Raw genomic sequence first — 25,207 nt, forward strand, 5'->3', positions numbered from 1 at the left:
GACAACTAACAGTAACGACGGGGGCATGGCCCCCGGACTTTTATCTGGCGCCTTTGGCACATGACCGAAGGCGACACACGGGGAGACGAGATGATCGAGCGTGGTACAGGGCTAATGTCGGGCACCGGAGCTGGCCCCGGCATCATGTGTCACCCTCTCCTCTCTGTAACCCCTGACCAGGTTTCCCGTCATACAAGGAGATGCCATGAGTGAGCGCTATATCGGGTTGATGTCGGGTACCAGCATGGACGGGATAGATGCCGTACTGCTGGCCATCGACGGGGAGCAGCTTAAGGTCGAGGCGGCGCTCTGCCACCTCTGGCCGGCACCGGTTGCCCGCGAGCTGCATTCCCTCTGCACCCCGGGCGAGAACGAGATTGATCGCATGGGCGTCGCCGACAACCTGGTGGCCCGGGAATTTGCCGCCGCCACCCGTGCCCTGCTCGCCAAGGCTGGGCTGACCCCTGCCGATATCCGCGCCATCGGCTCCCATGGCCAGACCATCCGCCATCGCCCACAGCTCGGGTTTACCCTGCAGATCGGCAACGGGGCGCTCCTGGCTGCCCTCACCGGTATCGATGTGGTGGCCGATTTTCGTACCATGGATATGGCCCTCGGTGGCCAGGGCGCCCCGCTGGTGCCCGCCTTCCATCAGGCACGCTTCGCCAGCCCCGGCGCCCTGCGGGTGGTGCTGAACCTCGGCGGCATCGCCAATATCTCTGTGCTGCCGGGCGACGCCGACGGGGTATACGGTTTTGATACCGGCCCCGCCAACACCCTGCTCGATGGCTGGTATCGCCGCCACCATCCGCACGGGGGCGACTATGACGCGGGCGGCCGCTGGGCGGCCAGTGGCACTCTTATCCCCGAGCTGCTCGCGCAGCTGCTTGCTCACCCCTACTTCACCGCCCCCTGGCCCAAAAGTACGGGGCGCGAGATGTTTACCCTGGCCTGGCTGGACGAGGCATTGGCGGGTCAGGCTTACGACCCTGCCGATGTGCAGCGCACCCTGCAGGCACTGACCTGCCACAGCATCGCCAGTCAGCTGCCAGCCCTTGAGGGAATGGCCGAGAACGGCGAACTGTTTGTCTGTGGCGGGGGCGCCCATCACGGCCCGCTGCTGGCGGAACTTGCGGCACTCTTGCCCGGGTGGTGCATCACCACCACCGACGAGCTGGGCATCGCCCCGGACTGGGTAGAGGGGGCCGCCTTCGCCTGGCTGGCGCAGCGCTTTATCCATCGCCTGCCCGGCAACCTGCCCGCCGTCACCGGCGCCAGCCGCCCTGCCATACTGGGCGCCCTCTATCCCGCGTAAGCACAGGGCTCGATATCAGGATGTCCTAAGCGGCGCCCTTGAACAGGCGGGAGATCTGTCGCCACAGCCAGACAAACGGGGACGGCCTGGGGGCCACCAGATTAACCTGGCTGAGGCCGGCGCGCGCCTCACAGCGCATCAGGTTCTGGATGTAGTAGGGATGAGAGCGATTGATCAGCTGTGAGGCCTGGTAGGCCCACAACTTGGGCACTCCCCAGAGAGTGCTGGCAATGGCGCCGACGATGCAGAAAAAGGCGGGCTCCCGTATCCCCATCTTGGCCCCGTTCTCCAGCGCCTCCTTGAAGGAGCCCGAGTGGGCGATGCAGGTGAGGATATTGACCATGAAGGCCTCGTAATCGTCCCCCTCCCCCTTGCCAATCCGCGCCGTCAGATCGGGCGCCGGGTGATAGCCAAACTGGTGGCCTATGTCTTCCAGCACCGCATTGCGCTGGCGGATCACCTTGCCATAGAACATCAGCATCACCACGCAGTCGATCACCTTGCACAGCACCTCGTAGTGAGGGTGAGACTTCTTGGGACGCGGCGCCGTCAGCAACGCCAGCTCCTCGGAGATGGCGATCAGACCGACAGGCACCGCGGTGGCGATAAAAGAGAGGTCGATGGAGAGCGCCAGTCCCTCGTCTCCTTCCAGCCGGGCCACGATGACGTGCTCGGCAAACAGGAGACGCTGACGCTCGATATAGGCCCCATAGATCAGCTCCCGATACCGCTTCTGTGGATAAGGGGTATTGAGCAGGGTCTCTATGGTCATGATGGCGGCCGACACGCGACCATGTAGTTGATAACCAAGGGGAATGGGAAAGTGTTTCCCCAGCTTGGGAGGCAAGGAGTGCGAGCCCCCTTGACAGTACATATCACCCAGAACAAAACCCAACATAAGCCCTCCACCATCAGGTAAGGGCGACCGCATTGCGATCGCGCTGGCCAACTTCCTGGCAGTTGAGTGCCGGACCCTGTGCGCTATCCGGCAGACCCTTTGATGACCATACCAACACCACCATCAACAGGCGATCAAAAAAGCAACATATTGCATATCAGCTCCCGTTATTCATTGTGTTGCCGGGCGGCTACGACAAAATGGCAAGCGGCTGCGCTCTTCGATCATTTCTATTTTTTAAACAATAAGTTAGGCGATAGTTTTTCAAGATGATGCGCCATACCCCCCAGCCCCCGTGTCCATATAACGCCCGGGAGGTGCAGCCATGGCGGCATTCTGTGGCACGGGAAGGGCTCGTCAGGTCACCGCCGCTTCTGTCGCAGCTCACACTCAACCCGCTGAGCATCTTTCCTCATCAAGGCACTCTTATCGCCTTATCGCCGAGCAGGGCGCCGGGGGATGCGAGCCAATCCGAAACAACCCGTTCCCCGCGTACCACCCGGCGGATCAGATTGGCCAGCAACCGAACGATGGCCGCTTATTTCGGTGCTGCAAATTCATGGCATATTTCGTTATTACCAAGGTAATCAGAAAGGAGTCCTTTTCACCTGTTGGTGCGTCATGGACGCACCATACCGATATCACTCTTATAGGTCGCCCATGCAGCGCCACTGAATTATATTCCAGATGCATCTTTATTGACGCAGGCAGGCATATTTTCCAGCGTTTGGGTAGCCCCTAAAAAATCCTAAAAATACATATCTATGCATAATTGAATGCATGAACTGCCGGGTTTCGGCATATTATTAACGCTTTATTCACAGAGTCGCCCCCTGTTCGACCCAGGAGAGAGCCTTGCCGTAGCTGATGTGCCCTGGTGTTAAGAGTCATTTAGCCCGCTTTGTCCCTATCCTGCCCGTGAATTGAATCGCAATCTGGCTATATTTCAGTGCGTTGAGCCATCTCATAGAAATGAGATCCCGGTTTGCATCCCGTGTTCACGCCTCATAGGATTTCCCTGTCTGAAATCATTAACCCAACCTGGGCTTCTTTTTATCAAATCCCTCAATTGATGGATTTAGTCATAAATAGAGGCAGCGGCTCCTGTGTTTGCCTTTATAGCCTTATGCCTGCAGTGATTGCAGGCCAGGGTAAATATTAAAGAGATAAAACACGGCAAGGCAGGAGCGACGTCAAAATAGATAAGGCGTTGGCGAGGGTTAACCTGTCCCTACATCGATAACCAGTATTACAACGAGGAATATCACCATGAGTGACACCATCATCAAGGCTGCCAGAAATACCTCCAACGCCCCCCAGGGCCTGGGCCCCTACACCCAGACGGTGGCTTTCTCCCACTACAACAATATTGCAGCCCAGTTACCGGTCGATCCCCGCACCGGCAAGCTGATCGAGGGTGATGTCAAGATGCAAGCCAGACAATGCCTGACCAATATCAAGGCCATCGTCGAGAGTATCGATCACGTGATGGACGATATGGTGAAACTCACCGTATTCCTCAGCGACATCGCCGATCTGGATGCGGTCAACGAGGTCTATCGCGAATTCTTCCCGGGCTATGTGCCGACCCGCACCACCCTTGCGGTAGCCGCCCTGCCGCTGGGCGCCAAGGTTCAGATGGACGCCATCATCTCCAACGGCGAAGGCACCTATCCGCAGGCCCCCTGCGCCCTGGTGAAGCTGGCTCGCAACAGCAGCCGTGCGCCGCAAAGCGCCCTCTCCACCCAGACCGTCGCCTTCTCCCACTACAACAATATCGGCGCCCAGCTGCCCATTGATGCAGCCTCCGGCCAGCTGGTTGCCGGTGGCATCAAGGAGCAGGCGGCCCAGTGCCTGAATAACATCAAGGCCATTCTGGAGGGGATCGACGTGCCCTTCGACGATATCGTCAAGGTGACCGTCTATCTGAAAAATCTCGCCGATCTGGATGCCGTCAACGAGGTCTACACTACCTTCTTCCCGGATTCCGCCATCGCCCGCGCCGCCGCCTATCTGCCGGCCCGCAGCGTGATTGCCGCCTCTGCCCTGCCGATGGACGCCTTGGTGCAGATGGATGCGGTCATCTCCCACGGTGACGGCACCCCGCCCCAGCTGGTGGAAGACAGACACAACTTGGTGATCCGCGCCCGCAATACCGACAAGGCACCGCGCAGCCCCCTGCACACCCAGACCGTCGCCTTCTCCCACTACAACCATATCGCCGGGCAGCTGCCGGTCGATCTCGCCACCGGCAAGATCCTGACCGGTTGCGTCAAGGAGCAGACCGCCCAGTGCCTGAACCATATCAAGGCGATTGTGGAGAGCATCGACCATGTGATGGACGATATCGTCAAGGTCAATATCCAGCTGGCCAGTATCGAGGATCTGGAGGCGGTCAACGCCATCTATACCCGCTACTTCCCGGATTATCAGCCCGCCCGCACCGTGATCGCGGTACGCGAGCTGCCCGCAGGCGCCCTGGTGCAAATTGATGCGGTGATGTCCAACGCCGAAAGCACCCCGCCGCAGGCGTAAGGTTGCGTTAAATAATAAAAAACACCGGCTTAGGCCGGTGTTTTTTTCGGGAGTCAGCATTGGCGGCCCGCAGTTAAAAAGCAGCCTTCATTATCCGAGGATCTGTTTAAGCTCCGCCTCTTTCAATTTGAAGACCTCGTACTCCTGCGCATTTCTACTCTTGGCGACGGTGATCCATTGCACGCCAGTTTCATCTGCATTTTTAAATTCCAGTCTGAAGACGTACTTGGCACTGGTGATCAGGGCCATCACTATTCCTACCAGAAAAGCTACCGCGGGCAGAAATAATGTCATTCCCTTGCCCTGCGCTTCAGGTGGGATAAAGTAGAAGAGAATGCTTGATGTGATCAGCCCAAGCAATAGCATATTTATCAAATTATCCTTCCATGTAAGCACTTTCACTTGGACATCAGAAATTCGGTTCACATCATACGAATCAGCATTTATCTTCAATTTTCTTTCTGACTGATCAACTACGATAGAACAAACCATTATAGATACTCCTATCCTTTTAAAATGCTATATATCACCTGATTTATTTATAATTAAACCAATCACTAGCATGACAATCCGAAAAAGTAATTCACCTGCCCTTTATCACCAAAAACGATACTTCATTGAGCGCGAAAAAATCGCCATTCAGGCACATAATATATTATGAAAAGCATCGTATGACACCAATCATGTAACATGGTTAAGATAAAAGTGAGACTGTTCAAAATTAGGAAATTTAAGTCAAAAATATATTCCCTGATTCAGCTATATCTCCCAATCAGAAATTTCTTATAAAAACGCCCCCCATCTTGCGATGGAGGGCGTTTTATTTTCCGGCTATTGGGCCTGCGCGACCCAATGGTCAGCTATTACAGGGGCTGTTACAGGGACTCTGCAGTCGCAACCACGTTTTCCACGGTAAAGCCGAATTCCTTGAACAGCAGCTCGGCCGGCGCGGACTCGCCGAAGGAGCGCATGCCGATGATCTTGCCGCCAAAGCCCACGTACTTGTACCAGTAGTCGGCGATACCCGCTTCGATGGCCACACGCTTGGTGACGGCCGCCGGCAGCACGGACTCCTTGTATTCGGCGGATTGCGCGTCGAATACGTCGGTGCAAGGCAGGGAGACCACACGCACGGCACGGCCCTTGGCAGTCAGCTGCTCATAAGCGGCCACAGCCAGCTCCACTTCGGAACCGGTGGCGATCAGGATCAGCTCCGGGGTACCGGCGCAATCTTTCAGCACATAACCACCCTTGGCGGCATCGGCCAGCTGCTGGGCGGTGCGGTCCATCTGGGCCAGGTTCTGACGAGAGAAGATCAGAGAGGTCGGGCCGTCGGTACGCTCGATGGCGTGTTTCCAGGCGATGGCAGATTCCACCTGGTCACACGGACGCCAGGTGCTCATGTTCGGAGTCAGACGCAGGGAAGCGATCTGCTCGACCGGCTGGTGAGTCGGGCCATCTTCACCCAGACCGATGGAGTCGTGGGTGTAAACGAAGATGGAACGCTGCTTCATCAGGGCGGCCATGCGCAGGGCGTTGCGGGCATACTCCATGAACATCAGGAAGGTGGCGCCGTAGGGGATGAAACCACCGTGCAGGGCGATACCGTTCATGATGGCGGACATGCCGAACTCGCGTACACCGTAGTGGATGTAGTTGCCGGAGGCATCATCGTTGGTCAGGGACTTGGAGCCGGACCACATGGTCAGGTTGGACGGAGCCAGGTCGGCGGAGCCACCCATGAATTCCGGCAGCAGCTTGCCGAAGGCTTCCAGAGCGTTCTGGGAGGCCTTGCGGGTGGCGATCTTGGCCGGATTGGCCTGCAGGTTTTCGATGATCTTGGCAGATTCGCTTGCCCAGTTGGCCGGCAGTTCGCCAGCGCTGCGGCGCTTGAACTCGGCAGCCAGCGCCGGGTGAGCGGCTTCATAGGCGGCAAACTTGGCAGCCCAGTCGGCTTCCAGCGCAGCGCCCTTCTCGCGACCGTTCCACTCGGCAGCGATGTCGGCCGGGATCTCGAACGGTGCGTGGTCCCACTTCAGGAAGGCGCGGGCAGCGGCGATCTCGTCGTTGCCGAGCGGTGCGCCGTGGCAGTCGTGAGAGCCGGACTTGTTCGGGGAACCGTAACCGATGATGGTGCGGCAGCAGATCAGGGTCGGCTTGCCGGTCTCGGCCTTGGCGGCTTCGATGGCGGCGTTGATCGCTTCCGGGTTGTGACCGTCAACGGCCGGGATGACGTGCCAGCCGTAGGCTTCGAAGCGCTTGACGGTGTCGTCGGTGAACCAGCCTTCCACGTGACCGTCGATGGAGATGCCGTTGTCATCCCAGAACGCGATCAGCTTGCCCAGTTGCAGGGTACCGGCCAGGGAGCAAGCCTCGTGGGAGATACCTTCCATCAGGCAGCCGTCACCCATGAAGGCGTAGGTGTAGTGGTCAACGATGTCGTGACCCGGCTTGTTGAACTGCTCGGCCATGGCCTTCTCGGCGATCGCCATGCCCACGGCGTTGGTGATGCCCTGACCCAGCGGGCCAGTAGTGGTCTCGACGCCCGGCGCGTAGCCGTACTCCGGGTGACCCGGGGTGCGAGAGTGCAGCTGGCGGAAGTTTTTCAGATCATCGATGGAGAGGTCATAACCGGAGAGGTGCAGCAGGGAGTACAGCAGCATGGAGCCGTGGCCGTTGGAGAGGATGAAACGGTCGCGGTCGGCCCACTTGGGGTTGTTCGGGTTATGTTTCAGGTGGCTGCGCCACAATACTTCGGCGATATCCGCCATTCCCATGGGGGCGCCCGGGTGACCGGAGTTGGCTTTTTGAACGGCATCCATACTCAATGCACGAATGGCATTGGCAAGCTCTTTACGAGAAGGCATCTGTATCTCCTGCGATTGCTTCATTTGATGGCCAAGATTAAGGCGCGTTATTGTCCCAGCAGGGCGCGCGCCGTGCAAATGTTATCTGGATGAATAAAGTGGCTTTGGGAGGACAATCGCTTTTCTCGCCTTGGGTTGGCGGCCCAAACCGGCTGCAAACGTTTGATCTCCATCCCTTTGGAGATAGCAGGGTGTCATAAGAAACCAAACTGGCCGGTAGCGGGAAAATAGTACTGGCATTCAAGGGGGGCGCTAACTAGAATAGACGTCCAGATGTAGATACCTCTACAGTCATCCCAATATCACCCGGTTATTGCACTGGCGATAACCCGGACAAACTGAGAATTTCATCATGGCAAAGCTGTTTACTTCCGAGTCGGTCTCCGAAGGCCATCCCGATAAAATCGCGGACCAGATCTCCGATGCGGTGCTGGACGCCATTCTCCAGCAAGACACCAAGGCGCGCGTCGCCTGCGAGACCCTGGTCAAGACCGGCATGGTCATGGTGGCCGGTGAAGTAACCACCTCTGCTTGGGTCGATATCGAAGAGATCGTGCGTAATACCGTGCGCGAAATCGGCTACACCCACTCCGACATGGGCTTCGATGCCGACTCCTGCGCCGTGCTGAACGCCATCGGCAAGCAGTCCCCGGACATCAACCAGGGCGTTGACCGCAGCGACCCGCTGGAGCAGGGGGCCGGTGACCAGGGCTTGATGTTCGGCTACGCCACCAACGAAACCGACGTGCTGATGCCGGCACCCATCACCTACTCCCACCTGCTGGTCAAGCGCCAGGCCGAAGTACGCAAGAATGGCACCCTGCCGTGGCTGCGTCCGGATGCCAAGAGCCAGCTGACCTTCGCCTACGATGACGCAGGCAAGATCCTGGGCGTGGACGCCGTGGTGCTCTCCACCCAGCACTGTGACTCCATCAGCCACAGCGATCTGGTGGAAGCGGTACGCGAAGAGATCATCAAGCCGGTGCTGCCGCAAGAGTGGATCACCAAGGACACCAAGTACTTCATCAACCCGACCGGCCGTTTCGTTATCGGCGGCCCCATGGGTGACTGCGGTCTGACCGGTCGCAAGATCATCGTCGACACCTACGGCGGCATGGCCCGTCACGGTGGTGGCGCCTTCTCCGGCAAGGATCCGTCCAAGGTTGACCGCTCCGCCGCCTACGCTGCCCGCTACGTGGCCAAGAACATCGTTGCCGCCGGCCTGGCCGATCGCTGTGAAGTGCAGGTCTCCTACGCCATCGGCGTGGCCGAGCCGACCTCCATCAGCGTCGAGACCTTCGGTACCGCCAAGGTGGCCGAGGATCTGCTGGTCAAGCTGGTGCGCGAACACTTCGAACTGCGCCCGTATGGCCTGATCGAGATGCTGGATCTCAAGCGTCCCATCTACCAGGCTACCGCCGCCTACGGTCACTTCGGTCGCAACGAGTTCCCCTGGGAGCAGACCGACAAGGCCGAGCTGCTGCGCGCTGCCGCCGGCCTGTAAGGCTCACGGTTGTGATATAAAGGGGAGCCTGGCTCCCCTTTTACTTGTCTGCCGACCACCGGAAGTCCCATGTCTGCCCAGCTAGAATCCCAGCTCCATCAACGCGTTGACGCCTGCTTCACCCAGGCCGAGGCGCGCCTTGGCCGCACCTTCCCCCGCCCGCGCATTCATTGCAACATGCGGGGCCGGGCAGCCGGGTCGGCACGGTTGCAAACCTGGGAGCTACGCTTCAACCCCGCCCTCTATCAGGACAACCAGCAGGCCTTTCTGGCCGAGGTGGTGCCCCACGAGGTCGCCCACCTGCTGGTCTATGCGCTCTGGGGTGAAGGGCGCGGCAAGGCGCGGGTACTGCCCCACGGCAGGCAGTGGCAGTCGGTAATGCGGGAAGTGTTCGGCCTTGAGCCCAGAACCACCCACAGCTTCGATCTGGCGGTACTGGCACAGCCGACCGTGCCCTATCGCTGTCAGTGCCAGCTGCATCAGCTGTCGATCCGTCGCCACAACAAGGTGATGCGCGGCGAGGCCCGCTACCACTGTCGCCGCTGCCATACGGCACTGGAGCGAGCCCAGCCGGAATAAGCCAGCCTGTGTCGCACCTCTGTGCTAGGGTGCCCGATTCGTTACGTTAAACTGCTTTATTTTCAAGGATCTCCATGTTTCGTCCGCTGTTGTCCCTCACTCTGACCCTGCTGGCCGGTTTGCCGCTGCTCAGCGCCCCCCTGCATGCCCAGACCTTTCGCGAAGCCAAGCAGGATCTGGTCAGGCTTTACCAGACCCAACCCGCCGTCACCAGCTTCTACTGTGGCTGCGACATCGACTATCAGGGCAGGAAAATGAGCCCGGATCTCGCCAGCTGCGGCTATGAACCGCGCAAGCAACCCAAGCGCGCCGCCCGCATCGAGTGGGAACACGTGGTGCCCGCCTGGGAGTTCGGCCACCAGCTCAAATGCTGGCAGGAAGGAGGCCGCAAAAACTGCGGCAAGAGCGACGAGTTCAACAAGATGGAGGGGGACATGCACAACCTCTACCCCGCCATCGGCGAGGTGAACGGCGATCGCGCCAACTTCCGTTTCTCCGACTGGAACGGCAAGCCGGATCAATACGGCCAGTGCCAGATGCTGGTGGACTTCAAGGATCGCCGGGTGCAGCCGCCCAAGGGGCCGGTACGCGGCCAGATCGCCCGTGCCTATCTCTACATGAGCCAGCAGTATGGGCTGCGCCTTGCCGCGCAACAGCGTAGACTGTTCGAAGCCTGGGATCGCCAGTACCCGGCCGAGGGCTGGGAGTGCGAGCGCAACCGTCGCATCGGCAAGCTGCAGGGCAATACCAACCCCTTTATTGAAAAGCAGTGCCAATAACCCTATCTAATGGCGAGGATCAGGCATCCTCGCCTGTTGAACGAGCAAGAGACTGATAAGCCGCCATGCGCATTCCACGTATCTATGAACCGGCCACCCTGCAGGTGGGCCAGACCCTCGCCCTGTCGGAAGACGGTGCCAACCACATCGGCCGGGTGCTGCGCATGCAGCCGGGCCAACAGCTCGAGCTGTTCAATGGCGACGGCAACCAGTACCCCGCCACCATCACCAGCGTCGGCAAGAAGTCGGTGGACGTGACCATAGACAGCTGCGAACAGCGCTCGGTGGAGTCACCGCTCGCCATTCACCTGGGTCAGGTGATCAGCCGCGGCGACAAGATGGATTTCACCATCCAGAAATCGGTGGAGCTGGGCGTCACCTGCATCACCCCGCTCTTCTCCGAGCGCTGCGGCGTCAAGCTGCCGGCGGATCGGCTGGAGAAAAAACGCGAGCAGTGGCAGAAAGTGGTGATCAGCGCCTGCGAGCAGTGCGGCCGCAACGTGGTGCCAGAGGTGCGCATGCCGATGGAGCTGGACGCCTGGCTGGCGGAAGAGACCAAAGAGCTCAAGCTCAACCTGCACCCGCGCGCCGAGTACAGCATCAACACCCTGCCGGTGCCGGAGCATGGCGTGCGCCTGCTGATCGGCCCGGAAGGGGGCTTGTCTGGCGAGGAGATCGCCCGTACCGTGCAGGAAGATTTCAAAGAGATGCTGCTCGGGCCGCGGGTGCTGCGCACCGAAACCGCCGCCCTGACCGCCATTACGGCACTGCAGTGTCGCTTCGGCGATCTCGCTTGATACTATCGGCCGCATCAATCAGCCCCATGGCTGCATCGACGCAGCCGCAAGCGGACGATTACGCTGCGCTAATCGACCCTACAACCCTATCGAGCCATTAAAAAGGAACAGCGGATGACCATTAAACTCGGCATCGTGATGGACCCCATTTCGTCCATCAACATCAAGAAGGATTCCAGCTTCGCCATGCTCGAAGAGGCGCAAAAGCGCGGCTATGAGCTCTTCTATCTGGAGATGAAGGATCTCTACATGCAGGAAGGCCGGGCATTTGGCACCATGCGTCCGCTCACGGTCAAGCATGACTACGCCAACTGGTTCACCCTGGGCGAGGTGGTCGATCAGCCCCTCTCCAGCCTGGACGTGATCCTGATGCGCAAGGATCCGCCGTTTGACACCGAGTTCATCTACGCCACCTACATGCTGGAGCGTGCCGAGGACGAGGGCTGCCTCATCGTCAACAAGCCCCAGAGCCTGCGCGACGCCAACGAGAAGCTCTACACCGCCTGGTTTGCCGAGCACACCCCGACCACGCTGGTTACGCGTCGTGCCGACAAGCTGCGCGCCTTCCACGCCCAGCACAAGGACGTCATCCTCAAGCCCCTCGACGGCATGGGTGGCGCCTCCATCTTCCGCATGAAGGAGGATGATGCCAACGTCGGCGTCATCATCGAGACATTGACCGAGCACGGCCAGCGTTACTGCATGGCGCAGACCTACCTGTCGGCCATCAAGGAGGGGGACAAGCGGGTGCTGGTGGTGGACGGCGAGCCGGTTCCCTACTGTCTGGCGCGCATCCCGGCCCAGGGCGAAACTCGCGGCAACCTGGCCGCCGGCGGTCGTGGCGAGGCACGCCCCTTGAGCGTCTCCGACTGGGCCATCGCCCGCGCGGTCGGCCCGACTCTCAAGGAGAAGGGCCTCATCTTCGTCGGACTCGACATCATTGGTGATCGCCTGACCGAGATCAACGTGACCAGCCCGACCTGCATCCGCGAGATCGAGGCGGCCTTCCCGGTTCACATCACCGGCATGCTGATGGACGCCATCGAGCGTCGGTTGGCCAAGGCCTAACGCTGGCAAACAACAAACAGCAACGAAAGAGGCGGCACCCTGTGCCGCCTCTTTTTTTGCCTCCGGTTTCTGCCGCTGACGCGGGAATCATCATGATCCATTCAGCCCCGCTCACGGATCAGGCCGTCACACCCGGGCGGTACTCTCTTAGCAGCGGAACTGCCCCACCTTCGCCTTGAGATCGTTCGACAGCTGCTCCAGCTCGTGGCAACTCTGATTGAGCTGGGTCGCCGCCTCGGTCGACTCGGTCGAGATATGGGCGATATTGACCACGTTGCGGGTGATCTCCTCGGCCACCTTGCTCTGCTCCTCCGCCGCCGTGGCAATCTGGGTGTTCATCTCGTTGATCACGTTGACCGAACTGACGATATCCCCCAGCGCCTGACCACAGGCCAGCACGGTGCGGTTGGACTCCTCCACCTGCTCCAACCCCTGCTCCATGCTGCTGGCCGCCTGGTTGGCCCCCTGCTGCAACTTGATGATGGTCTTGCCAATCTCTTCAGTGGAACGCTGGGTGCGCTGGGCCAGGGTGCGCACCTCGTCGGCGACCACAGCAAAGCCGCGTCCCTGATCCCCGGCCCTGGCCGCCTCAATGGCGGCGTTGAGAGCCAGCAGGTTGGTCTGCTCGGCAATGCCGCGAATGGCGTCCATCACGCTGCCGATATCCCGGCTATCATCCGCCAGCTGGGTGATCATGGCCGCCGTGTTCTGGATCTGGGAGGAGAGACCGGACATCCGGTGGATGGCGTCTTCCACTGTCTTGTGGCCGTGCCGCGCGCTGTCATCGGCATGACGGGCCGCATCGGCGGCGTTGTTGGAACTGTTGGCCACTTCGGCCACCGTGCTGCTCATCTGGTTCATGGCGGTGGCGGTCTGATCCGTCTCCGCCTGCTGCTGGGCAAAACGCTGGCGGCTCTCGACTCCGATATGGGCCAGCTGGGCCGACTCCCTGGCAAGCTGCTCCGCCATGTCGTTGATCTGGGCGATGAGGCCACGGAAATGGCGGATCACCTCGTTGAGGGAGTGCGCCAGGCTGCCCATCTCATCCTTGCGCAGTACGGGGGCCTGCTTGCTCAAGTCGAGATCCGTCTGCATACCGCGCAGGATCTGACCCATGGCCGCCAGCGGCTGGCTGACGCTGCGCCCGGCCCAAATCCCGATAAACAGCACGCAGCCACCCACCACCACAAACAGCGCGATAAACAGCTGGGTCAGCTGCTGTCTGAGCTGGTTGAGCTCGGCCACTTTCTTCTCCGCTTCCGTCAGCTGATATTCCACCAGCACGCTCACCGCATCGCTGACCGGGTCGATCACCTGATAAAGGGGCATGATGGCGGCGGAGAGGGCCGTGCGATCCTGCCCCTGCGAGCGATCCAGCAACTGCATCACGCTGTCTATCTCGTGATTGGCGGCGGCAAACAACCCCTCCACCTTGTCCGCCAGCCTGCGCTCCTCGTCGCTCATGTTGTGGCTGCGATATTGGCGCCAGATCAGGGTTATCTCCTGCTGGGCGGCGCTCATGTCCGCTTTGGAACGGGCAGGTTCAAAGCCCCCGACGTTGGCCTTGTTGGCAGCATCGATCACCTTGACCGCGTAGAGATCGGCGATCTGCTTGAGCTCCTTGAGCTGGACCACCTCTCCCTGATACATGGCGTTTATCCCCGTCATCAGCTGGGACATCGCCTGGGTTGCCCCTATGACCAGCAGCAACAGCGCCAGCAGGGGGACTACGCAGCCCAGGATAAGCTTCTGCTTGATTGAAATACCTTCCATGGCTTTCTCTCCACCCGAAATAGATTGATAGGCCTGAACCAGCCGCCAAAAAGCGGTTTTGCCAGACGAAGCGAGCTGCCATAATTGACGCAAATACCTTTGCAATATTTGGCCCATATGCAAACACTGCAAAATCACTTCCTGCTCGCCATGCCGAGCCTCACCGACCCCTATTTCGAGCGTTCGCTGGTTTACCTGTGCGAACACAATGAACAAGGCGCCATGGGGCTGGTGGTCAATATTCCGGTGGATATGACGCTGGAGACCATGCTGGCTCAGCTCAAGCTGGCCCCGCCCGCCAACCCGGAACTCAAGCAGCCCGTGCTGCAGGGGGGACCGGTGCACGCCGATCGCGGCTTCGTGCTGCACAGCTTCCGCCCCGGGTTCAACTCCACCCTGCAGGTGGGAGACGAGGTGATGGTGACCACCTCCAAGGACATTCTCGAGACTCTGGGCACCGACGAGGCGCCGGATCACTGGCTGGTTGCCCTGGGTTATGCCGGCTGGAGTGCAGGTCAGCTGGAGCAGGAGCTGGTCGAGGGCGCCTGGCTGGTGATCCCTCCCAATCCGGATCTGGTGTTCAAGACCCCCATCCACCAGCGCTGGCAACGCGCCGCCGCCAGCATTGGCGTCAATCCCGTTCACCTGTCCAGCGACATCGGCCACGGCTGATGCAATCTGCTGTGCATTTTGCGACGCATTTTGAGGAAATTATTCAATGTCATCACGCAGTATCATGGGCTTTGACTACGGCACCAAGAGCATAGGGGTCGCCATCGGCCAGGAGCTCACCGGCACGGCCCGCCCGCTGCGCGCCCTCAAGGCCAACGACGGCATCCCCAACTGGGACGAGATAGAGAAGCTGCTCAAGGAGTGGCAACCGGATCTGCTCATTGTCGGTCTGCCGCTCAACATGGACGGCACCGATCAGGAGATCACGGTGCGCGCCCGCAAATTCGGCAATCGCCTGCACGGCCGCTTCGGCAAGCCGGTGGAGTTCAAGGATGAGCGGCTCACCACCACGGATGCCCGGGCCCGCCTGTTCGCGCAGGGTGGCTATCGCGCCCTGGAGAAAGGCAGCGTGGACGGCGTCTCCGCCCAGCTGATCGTCGAAGCCTGGATGGAAGAGCAATACGGCTAATCCGCTTATCCCCCTCCAAGCCCCATAAACAATGACGCCGGGATCAGCCCGGCGTCATTGTTTACATCAACCAGCCACTTATCATGGCCAAACATTGAATGCGGCCATCAGGGCACCAGATGGCGCAGGATGGCATAGGCGGCCTTGACTCTGGCCTCAATGGGATAGTTGCGATTGGCCAGCATGACGATGCCCACGCCTCTGGCCGGAACAAACACCACATAGGCACCAAAGCCGTTGGTCGAGCCCGTCTTGTTGTAGAGTCGCTCGTTCCCCATCACTTTGGGAGCCACAAAGGGCTTGACCGGATTGGCCTTGAAGCTCACCGCCGGTGAATTGCCCGCCAGCAGCGCCTGTTCGGTCACGGGATAGGCGTAGCTCTCCCACCCCAGCCCCTGAGTCATCTCTCCCACCGAGTAGAAACCGGTACGGGTCATGGCCAGCGCTTGCTGCACCGCCTTGTCGCCACTGCCTGTCATGTTGGCGCCCACAAACTTGATGAGATCCGCCGCGCTGGTCTTGATGCCATAGGCTTCGTCCGCCAGCACTCCGGGATTGACCCTGACGGGTTTGTCTTCCTTCGAATAGCCATAGGCATAGTCAACCATGGCTGCGTCTGGCACCTCGAGATAGGTGTGCTGCAAATCGAGCTTGGGCAGCAGAGTCTGGCTCATCAGTTGTCTGAATGGTTGGCCCAGGGTGCTCGCCGCCAGATGGCCGAACAGACCTATGCTGGGGTTGGAGTACTCGCGATGAGTGCCTGCCGCATAAAGCGGTGACCACTGCCGGTAGTACTGGCGCATTCTCTCGTTTGAGTCGACCGCATCGGGAAACTGCAACGGCAAGCCCCCTGCGCTGTAGGTCGCCAGCTGGGCCATGGTGACCCGATCAAACGCCGAATTCTGCAACCAGGGCGCGTGCTGGCTCACCTTGTCATCCAGCCGAAAGCCCCCTTTGACGACCGCGTAGGTGCCCAGGGTCGCAGTAAAGGTCTTGCTGACCGAACCAATCTCGAACAGGGTCCGCTCGCTGATGCGCCGGCCGCTCTCCCGATTGGCGACGCCATAATTGAAGTAGTGAGGCTTGCCCTCCTTCAGCACGGCGACCGCCATGCCCGGGATCCGGTACTCCTCCAGCAGCGGCTGGACAGCCTTTTCCACTATGCTCGCCATGGGCTCATCTGCCGTGGCATAAACGCGTGGGACGAGCAACAGGGGCCCCAATGCCAGCAGTGATAGCGCGATTCGTTGTTTCATGGTGTCAATCTCATGGTGGAGTCAGAGATGCCACTATAACCATGCTGCATGAGCCCAGGGTGAGCCTGTGTGAAGTCTCTGTGAAGTCACCAAGAAATAAACGACGGCCAGCTTAGACCAATCTCTTCTGACTGGGGTATAAATGGGAGAGAGCACAATGGAGGTGCGAATGAGGACACAGGAACAGATTGCGCAACTGTTGACGGCCCTGGAGCAGGTGATCCTCGGCAAGCCGCAGCAACTCAAGATAGCTCTGGTCACCTTGCTGGCTCGCGGCCATCTGCTGATCGAGGATCTGCCCGGCATGGGCAAGACCACCCTGGCCCATGCGCTGGCCCAGGTGCTGGGGCTCGATTGCCGGCGAGTGCAGTTCACCGCCGATCTGCTGCCTGCCGATCTGCTGGGGCTGCAGATCTTCGATAAAGTCCAGCAGCAGTTTCGCTTTCACCCCGGCCCCGTCTTCACCCAGGTGTTGCTGGCCGACGAGATCAACCGCGCCAGCCCCAAGGTGCAGAGCGCCCTGCTGGAGGCCATGGCCGAGCACAGTGTGAGCATGGAGGGACAGAGCTATCCGCTCCCCTCCCCCTTCTTCGTCATCGCTACCCAGAATCCGGCGGATCAGGCAGGCACCTATCCCCTGCCGGAGTCCCAGCTCGATCGCTTCGCCGTACGCCTGTCGCTAGGCTTTCCCCCAAGGGAAGCCGAGCGACAGCTACTGCGCGGTGCCAACCAGCCCGTCACCCTGACCCGCCAGCTGGATGCTGCCGCCCTGGCCGCCCTGCAAGCGCAGGCAGATGACATTCATCTCTCCGATGCCACCCTCGACTACCTGCTGGCGCTGGTCCACCAGAGCCGGTTCGATGAGGATCTGCCCCAGCCCCTCTCCCCCCGGGCCGCTCGCACCCTGCTGGCGGTCAGCCGCGCCTGGGCCCTGGTCGCGGGGCGCCGTTTCGTGACGGCAGAGGATGTGCAGGCCGTTTTCCCCTATGTGGCCGAACACAGGCTCAGGGGGAGCTTTGGCGTGCAACGCGGCGAGGCCTGCCCCCTGAGTCAGCGCCTGCTGGCCAGGGTGGATCCGGACAATCCTTGATGGGCTGGCGACACCGACGGGATGCATGGCAGCGGCGCTGGCTGGCCCGCCGCATTCCCCCCGCCCGCCAGGTAACGCTGGGGCCGCGCAGCCTGTTTATCCTGCCGACCCGCCTCGGGCTTGGCTACCTGCTGGTGATGATCGCCATCTATCTGCTCGGCACCAACTACCAGAACAACCTAGTGCTGCTGATTGCCTACTGCCTCGCCAGCCTGTTTATGGCCGCCATGTGGCTCACCCATCGCAACCTGCTGGGGTTGTCCCTGCTTGGGGGCCCCATGGTGCTGGGTGAAGCGGTCCAGCCCCTGCCCATCCGGGTGACGGTGAGAGCCCTTCGCCCTGCGCGGGCACTGCAGTTTACCCTGAACGAAGGCTCCCTCTGGCTGGCGCAAGCCGACCCGGCTCCCGCCAGCCTGATCCTGCCAGTCAAGGGCGGCCGGCGCGGCCGGGTGGCGTTGAACCGGCTAAGGGTGGAGAGCCGCTACCCCCTAGGGCTGTTTCGCTGCTGGTCACTGCTGGATCTGCAACTGGAGGCCTGGCTCGCCCCCGCGCCCCTTTATGGGAGTTTGCTCACGGGCGCCTCGCAAACGGAACAAGAGGGACAGGGGCAAACCGTTCCCGCCACTCTCGGGGACTTTGATACCCTGCGGGAGCATCGCCCGGGGGAGCCGCCGAGCCGGATCGCCTGGAAGCAGCTCGCCCAGGGACGCGGCCTCCTGGTCAAGCAGTTCGAAGAGCCCCTGCAAGATGACACCCACCTCTCCCTCTCCCGGGTCAGTGGCCAGGATCTCGAAGCGCGGCTGTCAGTGCTGGCCTGGTGGTGCAGCGATTTCGCCAAGCGGGGCGTCCCCTTCACCCTGACCCTGGCGGGCCAGCCCCTCGGTCCCGAGAGCGGGCCCGCCTTTTTGCAGCGTTGCCGGCTGGCACTGGCGCGCGTTGGCGACAAGGGGGATACAACAGCAGAGAGGGTGAAGGATGCTGCTCGATAACCGTCGCCTGCTGCCGCTCATCGCCCTGCAACAACTGCTGCTGGCGGCGGCGCTCTGGCCCCAGCTGCAACTATGGGTGCTGGCCGTGGGCGCCGCGACCCTGGGCGTGCGCGCCATGATGCTGTGGCGGGGCTGGCATCCGCCCCCTGCCCGGCTACTGGCGCTGCTGGCCGGCATCGGCATCTTGCTGCTGGTATGGCAATGGCGGGCGCTGGGCACCCTGCCGGCCCTCATCAACCTGCTCTGGCTCGGCTATAGCCTCAAGATGATAGAGGTGCGGCGAGAGCGGGACATAGAGCAGGTGCTGCTGCTCGCCTTCTTCCTCATCGCGCTGGCGCTGGTACATCGTCAGAGCATCGGCTGGGCCCTGGTGATGGCGCTGACCCTCTGGCTGGCAATCACAGCGCTGGTGGCGGCGGTGGATCCCGCCTTGCAGCAGCCCTGGCGCAAGGCGGGCTTTGCGCTGCTGCTGGCCTTTCCATTGCTACTTACCCTGTTTTTGCTGCTGCCAAAACTGCCGCCTCTATGGCAGATGCCCGCCACCAGCCGCGCCCTGTCGGGGCTGTCGGAGGAGGTATCACCCGGGGACATCAGCGAGCTGGCCAACTCGTCCGAGCTCGCCTTTCGCGTCACCTTCGCAGGTGGCCCGCCCCCCACCAGCGAGCGTTACTTTCCGGTGATGCGCCAAGAGTATTTCGATGGCCGGAGCTGGCAGCTGAGCGCCGAAGTCAAGACCTGGCAGCGCGCCGTTCCAACCAGAGAGGACGTACCCGGTGTGCTATCCGATGTGCCTCTGCCAACCGGCAGTTACGAGGTGATCGCCGAGCCCCAGCGCCATCGCTGGGCCTTTGCCCTGGCCAGTCCCTTGGTGCTGGATGGTCCCGTACTGGTGACCCCCCTTGCCACCCTCTATCGCCAGGGACGCGGCGAGGTGACCATTCGCTATCGGGTAAGCGGCCTTCAGGCAGAACAAGATGTCACCCCGCAATCACTCCAGCGCAATCTGCAACTACCGGTGGCGGGCAACCCCAGGGCGCGCGCCTTCGCCCTTGACTTGCGCGAGCAATACCCCGAGCGGGATGCCATGGTGGCCGCCTTGCTGGCGACCTTTCGCCGTGAGCCCTATGCCTACACCCTGATGCCCCCTCCCCTTGGCGACGACGGAGTGGATGAGTTTCTGTTCGATACCCGGCGCGGCTTTTGTGGCCACTACGCCATGGCCACCGCCTTCGTGCTGCGCTCAGCCGGGGTGCCAGCCCGGCTGGTGACCGGTTATCTCGGCGGCGAGTGGAATCCCAGCGGCAACTATCTGGCGGTACACCAGTTCGATGCCCACGCCTGGGTGGAGTATCTCGATGGTGCCGGGCGCTGGCGACGCATCGATCCCACTGCGGTAGTCGCGCCAGAGCGTATCGAAGGGGGCATCACCCAGGCGCTGAACGAGGAGTTTACCGCCGCCGATCCCCTCGCCCTGCAGCGCTATCGCAACTGGGCCCTGCTCAACCAGCTGCGCTGGTGGGGCAGCAACATCGACTATCAGTGGAGCCGCTGGGTGCTGGGTCATGATGCCAGCCAACTCTGGCAGCAGCTCGGCCAACGCTGGCCGGCACTCGCCGGCCAGATCCCATGGCTTATCCTCACCAGCCTGATGCTGGTTACCCTGCTGGTGAGCCTGCCCCTGTTCTGGCCAGGCCGCCAACCGCCACAACAACGCATCTGGTCGCCACTGCTAAAACGGGGTCGGAAGACAGGCTGCTCGCCCGCTCCGGGGGAAAGCCTGGCCCTGTGGTGCGAACATCTGGCACAGCTGCGTCCCGAGCTGGTCCATCCCCTGCGACAAAGTGCCTGGCTCTATCGCAGGTGGCGCTACGCCCCCCTCAATGCACGGCAGCGCCAACGCTACTGGCGCCAGCTGCGGCGACGGCTGAACCAGGTCTGTCGCCGCTGGGATCGGCTGACATAACGAAAAAAAGGGGAGCCACTGGCTCCCCTTGTCGGTCTGACTCACCCGCTCTTATTTCTTGGTCGGGTTGTCCCAGATCCCCGCTTCCAGTTGGGAGCGGATCTCGGGGTACTTGTTGGCATCGAAGGTAGGCAGCTTGCCCAACTTGAGCTGGTCGTTGTAATCCTTGGCCAGCTTGATGGCAACGCCGGAGAGCAGCAGGATCGCCACCAGGTTGACGATGGCCATCAGCCCCATGGAGACATCCGCCATGGCCCACACGGTCGGCAGCTCGCCCACGGAACCGAACATCACCATGCCCAGCACGAACAGACGGAACAGCATCAGACCGCCCTTGTGGTTGTGCTCGAGGAACACCAGGTTGGTCTCCGCGTAGGAGTAGTTCGCCACTATGGAGGTGAAGGCGAAGAAGAAGATGGCTGCGGCGATGAAGATGTTGCCACCGTTGCCTATCTGGGATGACAGCGCACGCTGGGTCAGCTCGACGCCGGTCACACCGGAACCCGGTTCAAACTGGCCGGAGACCAGGATGATGGCCGCGGTACAGCTGCAGATGACGATGGTGTCCATGAAGACCCCCAGCATCTGCACATAACCCTGGGAGGCCGGATGGGGCGGATAAGGGGTCGCAGTCGCTGCGGCGTTGGGCGCAGAACCCATGCCCGCCTCGTTGGAGAAGAGGCCGCGCTTGATGCCGTTGATCATCGCCTGGGAGATGGCATAACCTAGGGCACCGGACCCTGCCTGTTCGATACCAAACGCCGACTTGATGATCAGGGCAAACACACCGGGCAGTTCGCTGATATTCATGGCGACGATGATCAGCGCCAGCAGGATGTAGGCCAGTGCCATGAAGGGCACTACCAGTTCGGCGAAACGGGCGATGCCGCGAATCCCGCCGAAGATGATGAGGCCGGAGAGGACCACCAGCGCCAGGCCGCTGACCCAGTCAGGAATGCCGAAAGCCACGTTCATCGCCAGGCTGATGGAGTTGGCCTGCACCGCGTTGAACACCAGACCGAAGGCCAGGATCAGGCACAGTGAAAACAGCACCCCCATCCAGCGCATGCCAAGCCCCTTTTCCATGTAGTAGGCGGGGCCGCCACGATAGTTGCCGTCTTCATCCTTGACCTTGTAGAGCTGGGCCAGGGTGCTCTCGACGAAGGCGGTCGCCATGCCGATGAAGGCGATCAGCCACATCCAGAAGATGGCGCCCGGGCCACCCAGATAGATGGCTACGGCCACACCGGCCAGGTTGCCGGTGCCGACACGTGCGGCGAGACTGGTACAAAGAGCCTGGAAGGAGGAGATGCCTGCGTTGTCCGATTTACGGCTGTTCTTCAGCACGGAAAACATGTGGCCAAAGTGGCGGACCTGGATAAAGCCGAGTCTGAAGGTGAAGAAAATTCCGACCCCGATGAGCAGGTAGATGAGCACGGCTCCCCACATCAGGTCGTTTAGCATCGCAATCAAAGTGTCCATAATTCTCTCGTTGTTATTCACATCCATGGCCGATCCGTGCCGGCCGTTTTTTGTCTGTCGTTTTAATTAGCGTTTCGCTAAAGGGGCGGAATCTAGCATAGCGGGGGAGTTCAGAATAGTGATCCCGATCACTCGGGATACAAAAAACGAACGGAAAAAGCCCAAAAAGCTCCATTCAAATCGCAAACTTTCAACAATTCCAATAAGTTAATCGAGCAAGCAGAAAACAAGCCTCATAAGAGAACCTTTCATCTGCCGCCGCCAAACCTCGTCAAAAAATGCAAACGCTTGCCTGAAACGGCGCTCAAATCGCGCACTGTCGCCAAACGTTTTCCATGTAATTAAATTTCAAGTACCTGAAGTAATAATTTATGTGATCGAGGACACAAATATGGATATTGGTGAAAAAAGATGGCCCGACGACAAGCGGAGCCGACCTTGTTGCAGGAAGTAAAAAACCTTACTAATCATATACTTTTATCATGGTTTTTGAGGTGACATCAAACACTGGATGATTAACGGCCAACCCTCCCTATTGCAGGATGCACCACATCAGTATTAATTAGGCAGGCAATGACGATGGGCTGGCCCCGTCGCGTTTTTCTGAGCATGAGGCAACAGGAACCTGTAATTTTATTTCAGAATCGCCGTCTCACGCCCGCAACCCCGGGATGACTCCCGCATTAAGAGATGATATTCGCTATGGCCGATAAATTAACCCAGCTGAAAGCCCTGACCACTGTTGTTGCCGATACCGGTGATATCGAAGCCATCAAACGCTATCAGCCCATCGATGCCACCACCAACCCTTCTCTGGTTCTGAAGGCCTCCGAGATCCCCGAGTACGCTCCGCTGATCGAAGACGCCATCAACTGGGCAAAATCCCAGAGCCAGGACAAGGCACAGCAAATCATCGACGCGGGCGACAAGCTGGCGGTCAACATCGGTCTGGAAGTGCTGAAGATCGTCCCGGGCCGCATCTCCACCGAAGTGGATGCCCGTCTCTCCTTCGACACCGAGGCCAGCATCGCCAAGGCCCGCAAACTGATCCGTCTCTACAACGACGCCGGCATCAGCAACGATCGCATCCTGATCAAGCTGGCCTCCACCTGGGAAGGGATCCGCGCCGCCGAAGTACTGGAAAAAGAGGGTATCCAGTGCAACCTGACCCTGCTGTTCTCCTTCGCCCAGGCCCGTGCCTGTGCCGAAGCCGGCGCCTTCCTGATCTCCCCGTTCGTGGGCCGCATCCTCGACTGGTACAAGGCCAAGCACAACCGCGACTACACCGCGAGCGAAGATCCGGGCGTGGTCTCCGTCACCGCCATCTACAACTACTACAAGCAGCATGACTACCCGACCGTGGTGATGGGCGCGAGCTTCCGCAACACCGGCGAGATCCTGGAACTGGCTGGCTGTGACCGTCTGACCATTGGCCCGGCCCTGCTGGAAGAGCTGAGCAAGGCCGAAGGCGCCGTGGTTCGCAAGCTGGACTACACCGGCGAGCGTATGCCCAAGCCGACCCCGATGACTGAAGCCGAATTCCGCTGGGAGCTGAACCAGGACGCCATGGCTGTCGAGAAGCTGGGTGAAGGCATCCGCCTGTTTGCCATCGACCAGGGCAAGCTGGAAACCATGCTGGCAAGCCACCTGTAATCGACTCTTTTTGCTGAAAAAAACCGGGAGCCATGTTGGGCTCCCGGTTTTTTTATGGGCTTTTTTTAGCGCTGTCATGGAGTCGCAATAAAAACGTTTTACTTTCAATGTCGTTATGTTATACGGATGGTGAAAACGATAACAACCAAGGAGGGAGCCATGGACATGTTCAACTTCGAGTATGAAGAGGTGGTTGAACTCGGTTCGCGTAGCCGCGGGACAACGGGAAAAAAACGCAAGTGGCGTGAGATTGAGGCGTTGAAAGACAAGCATCGCCTGCAGAAGGAGCTGCAATCCATCGATATCGCCTACGAAGGAATGTGTGACGAGATTGAATTGTAACACCGACACATGAGATACCAGCGCCCCGCCCCTGCGGGGCGTTTTATTTTACCCGGCCATCCTGCCCCCGACAGGCTAATTGCGGCGGGCACGCCCCCAAGCCAATCCTGCTTTACTCCCCAACCCTTCTGAGTCTCTGAACCTCTGACCAGAAGCAGACATAAAAAAGCCCCCGTGCAGGACGGGGGCTTCATGATGCAGGTGCCGAGCCGGGTTTAGCAGTAACCGTAGCCCAGCAGACGCTGATAGCGCTGCTCCAGCAGCTGTTCGGTATCGAGCGGACGCAGGGCATTCAGATCCTGCAGGATCCGGTCTTTCAGGTGCTTGGCCATCTTCTCCACGTCGCGGTGAGCGCCGCCAAGCGGCTCCTCGACGATGGAATCGACGAGCTTGAGCTCCTTCAGGCGCTGGGCCGTGATGCCCATGGCATCGGCCGCCACGGAGGCCTTGTCGGCACTCTTCCACAGGATGGAGGCACACCCTTCCGGCGAGATGACGGAGTAGGTGGAGTACTGCAGCATGTTGACGCGATCGCCCACGCCGATGGCCAGTGCACCACCCGAGCCACCCTCACCAATCACGGTGCAGACTACCGGCACGGTCAGACCGGCCATGACTTTCAGGTTGCGGGCGATGGCTTCGGATTGGCCACGCTCTTCGGCACCCACGCCCGGATAGGCGCCCGGGGTATCGATGAAGGTGATGATCGGCATCTTGAAGCGCTCGGCCATCTCCATCAGGCGCAGGGCCTTGCGATACCCTTCCGGACGCGGCATGCCGAAGTTGCGCTTGATCTTCTCCTTGGTCTCGCGACCCTTCTGGTGACCGATGATCATCACGGGCTCGCCGTCGAGACGGGCGATGCCGCCGACGATGGCCTTGTCATCGGCATAGGCGCGATCGCCGGCCAGCTCGTCGAAGTCGGTGAAGATGTGCTCGATGTAATCGAGGGTATAAGGGCGCTGGGGATGACGCGCCATCTGTGACACCTGCCAGGCACCCAGATCGCCGAAGATCTTCTTGGTCAGCTCTTCGTTTTTCTTCTCCAGCCGGCGGATCTCTTCTTTGAGATCCACGGCGTGATTGCCTTCACTCACATGACGGAGTTCATCAATCTGCGCCTGCAATTCGGCGATCGGCTGTTCAAAATCCAGAAAAAGACTCATAGGGACTATA

At 60.3% G+C, this 25,207-nt stretch carries 21 protein-coding genes; 14 read left to right on the top strand and 7 right to left on the bottom strand.

The features are described from left to right. Positions 1 to 205: 205 nt before the first annotated feature. Positions 206 to 1,315 (top strand): anhydro-N-acetylmuramic acid kinase, encoded by a 1,110-nt coding sequence (locus ACB028_RS05170; RefSeq protein WP_371143682.1) that lies wholly within the window; start codon positions 206 to 208, stop codon positions 1,313 to 1,315. 25 nt (positions 1,316 to 1,340) lie between these two features. On the opposite strand, the gene ACB028_RS05175 is transcribed toward ACB028_RS05170, so the two are convergent. Next, on the bottom strand, positions 1,341 to 2,213 hold the full coding sequence (locus tag ACB028_RS05175) for a hypothetical protein (RefSeq protein WP_371143683.1): 873 nt from the start codon (positions 2,211 to 2,213) through the stop codon (positions 1,341 to 1,343). Between the two features lie 1,269 nt (positions 2,214 to 3,482). On the opposite strand from ACB028_RS05175, the gene ACB028_RS05180 reads away from it, so the two are divergent. Then, positions 3,483 to 4,748 carry a RidA family protein gene (locus ACB028_RS05180; RefSeq protein ID WP_371143684.1) on the top strand — a complete coding sequence of 422 codons (1,266 nt, stop codon included), beginning with the start codon at positions 3,483 to 3,485 and terminating at the stop codon, positions 4,746 to 4,748. A gap of 90 nt (positions 4,749 to 4,838) precedes the next feature. Here the strand turns inward: ACB028_RS05180 and ACB028_RS05185 are convergent, their stop codons facing one another. Together ACB028_RS05185 and tkt are read right to left on the bottom strand one after the other, a co-directional pair. Continuing rightward, positions 4,839 to 5,240 (bottom strand): hypothetical protein, encoded by a 402-nt coding sequence (locus tag ACB028_RS05185; protein WP_224212344.1) that lies wholly within the window; start codon positions 5,238 to 5,240, stop codon positions 4,839 to 4,841. Positions 5,241 to 5,623: 383 nt separating this feature from the next. Continuing rightward, entirely contained in the window at positions 5,624 to 7,615 is a 1,992-nt protein-coding gene (gene tkt / locus ACB028_RS05190; protein WP_371143685.1) for a transketolase, read from the bottom strand. A 352-nt stretch (positions 7,616 to 7,967) separates the two neighbouring features. Here tkt and metK point away from each other — a divergent pair, with 352 nt between their 5' ends. The 5 genes from metK to gshB all read left to right on the top strand — a co-directional run bounded on the left by metK (position 7,968) and on the right by gshB (position 12,342). Beyond that, positions 7,968 to 9,119 carry a methionine adenosyltransferase gene (gene metK, locus ACB028_RS05195; RefSeq protein WP_026457661.1) on the top strand — a complete coding sequence of 384 codons (1,152 nt, stop codon included), beginning with the start codon at positions 7,968 to 7,970 and terminating at the stop codon, positions 9,117 to 9,119. A 69-nt stretch (positions 9,120 to 9,188) separates the two neighbouring features. After that, positions 9,189 to 9,698, top strand: a complete 510-nt coding sequence (locus ACB028_RS05200) for a SprT family zinc-dependent metalloprotease (RefSeq protein WP_371143686.1) — start codon at positions 9,189 to 9,191, stop codon at positions 9,696 to 9,698. A gap of 74 nt (positions 9,699 to 9,772) precedes the next feature. After that, positions 9,773 to 10,477, top strand: a complete 705-nt coding sequence (locus ACB028_RS05205) for an endonuclease (protein WP_026458599.1) — start codon at positions 9,773 to 9,775, stop codon at positions 10,475 to 10,477. 65 nt (positions 10,478 to 10,542) lie between these two features. After that, complete coding sequence (gene rsmE, locus ACB028_RS05210; protein WP_224210193.1) at positions 10,543 to 11,274, top strand: 16S rRNA (uracil(1498)-N(3))-methyltransferase; 732 nt, start codon at positions 10,543 to 10,545, stop codon at positions 11,272 to 11,274. Between the two features lie 114 nt (positions 11,275 to 11,388). Beyond that, positions 11,389 to 12,342: a glutathione synthase gene (gene gshB, locus ACB028_RS05215; protein WP_371143687.1), complete on the top strand. Its 954-nt coding sequence runs from the start codon at positions 11,389 to 11,391 to the stop codon at positions 12,340 to 12,342. Between the two features lie 147 nt (positions 12,343 to 12,489). On the opposite strand, the gene ACB028_RS05220 is transcribed toward gshB, so the two are convergent. Next, positions 12,490 to 14,115 (bottom strand): methyl-accepting chemotaxis protein, encoded by a 1,626-nt coding sequence (locus ACB028_RS05220; RefSeq protein WP_371143688.1) that lies wholly within the window; start codon positions 14,113 to 14,115, stop codon positions 12,490 to 12,492. Between the two features lie 117 nt (positions 14,116 to 14,232). On the opposite strand from ACB028_RS05220, the gene ACB028_RS05225 reads away from it, so the two are divergent. After that, on the top strand, positions 14,233 to 14,787 hold the full coding sequence (locus tag ACB028_RS05225) for a YqgE/AlgH family protein (RefSeq protein WP_342013016.1): 555 nt from the start codon (positions 14,233 to 14,235) through the stop codon (positions 14,785 to 14,787). Positions 14,788 to 14,833: 46 nt separating this feature from the next. Then, positions 14,834 to 15,256, top strand: coding sequence for a Holliday junction resolvase RuvX (ruvX, locus tag ACB028_RS05230; protein WP_026457452.1), 423 nt, complete (start codon positions 14,834 to 14,836; stop codon positions 15,254 to 15,256). Positions 15,257 to 15,363: 107 nt separating this feature from the next. Here ruvX and ampC read toward each other — a convergent pair whose 3' ends face one another. After that, complete coding sequence (gene ampC, locus ACB028_RS05235) at positions 15,364 to 16,512, bottom strand: FOX/MOX family class C beta-lactamase (protein ID WP_371143689.1); 1,149 nt, start codon at positions 16,510 to 16,512, stop codon at positions 15,364 to 15,366. A 169-nt stretch (positions 16,513 to 16,681) separates the two neighbouring features. On the opposite strand from ampC, the gene ACB028_RS05240 reads away from it, so the two are divergent. The 3 genes from ACB028_RS05240 to ACB028_RS05250 are packed head-to-tail and all read left to right on the top strand — an operon-like array spanning position 16,682 to position 20,554. Then, the gene (locus ACB028_RS05240; RefSeq protein ID WP_268855283.1) at positions 16,682 to 17,602 is read left to right on the top strand and encodes a MoxR family ATPase; all 921 of its coding nucleotides are present in this window, start codon (positions 16,682 to 16,684) and stop codon (positions 17,600 to 17,602) included. Then, entirely contained in the window at positions 17,602 to 18,591 is a 990-nt protein-coding gene (locus ACB028_RS05245) for a DUF58 domain-containing protein (protein ID WP_268855282.1), read from the top strand. The genes ACB028_RS05240 and ACB028_RS05245 overlap by 1 nt, the downstream gene beginning before the upstream one ends. Continuing rightward, positions 18,578 to 20,554 (top strand): transglutaminaseTgpA domain-containing protein, encoded by a 1,977-nt coding sequence (locus ACB028_RS05250; protein WP_371143690.1) that lies wholly within the window; start codon positions 18,578 to 18,580, stop codon positions 20,552 to 20,554. Before ACB028_RS05245 ends, ACB028_RS05250 begins: the two co-directional genes overlap by 14 nt. A gap of 51 nt (positions 20,555 to 20,605) precedes the next feature. Here the strand turns inward: ACB028_RS05250 and ACB028_RS05255 are convergent, their stop codons facing one another. After that, positions 20,606 to 22,036, bottom strand: a complete 1,431-nt coding sequence (locus ACB028_RS05255; protein WP_042027935.1) for a sodium:alanine symporter family protein — start codon at positions 22,034 to 22,036, stop codon at positions 20,606 to 20,608. A gap of 702 nt (positions 22,037 to 22,738) precedes the next feature. Between ACB028_RS05255 and tal the strand changes: the two genes are divergently transcribed. Both tal and ACB028_RS05265 read left to right on the top strand, forming a co-directional pair. Beyond that, positions 22,739 to 23,689, top strand: a complete 951-nt coding sequence (gene tal / locus ACB028_RS05260; RefSeq protein WP_042073158.1) for a transaldolase — start codon at positions 22,739 to 22,741, stop codon at positions 23,687 to 23,689. Between the two features lie 159 nt (positions 23,690 to 23,848). Next, the gene (locus tag ACB028_RS05265) at positions 23,849 to 24,031 is read left to right on the top strand and encodes a DUF3545 family protein (RefSeq protein ID WP_026456021.1); all 183 of its coding nucleotides are present in this window, start codon (positions 23,849 to 23,851) and stop codon (positions 24,029 to 24,031) included. Between the two features lie 215 nt (positions 24,032 to 24,246). Here the strand turns inward: ACB028_RS05265 and accA are convergent, their stop codons facing one another. Further along, on the bottom strand, positions 24,247 to 25,197 hold the full coding sequence (accA, locus tag ACB028_RS05270; protein ID WP_026456022.1) for an acetyl-CoA carboxylase carboxyl transferase subunit alpha: 951 nt from the start codon (positions 25,195 to 25,197) through the stop codon (positions 24,247 to 24,249). Positions 25,198 to 25,207 lie beyond the last annotated feature (10 nt).

Origin of the sequence: Aeromonas sp. S9(2024) (assembly GCF_041403185.1) — a bacterium.
In the GTDB taxonomy this organism is placed as follows: Bacteria; Pseudomonadota; Gammaproteobacteria; order Enterobacterales; family Aeromonadaceae; genus Aeromonas; species Aeromonas enteropelogenes.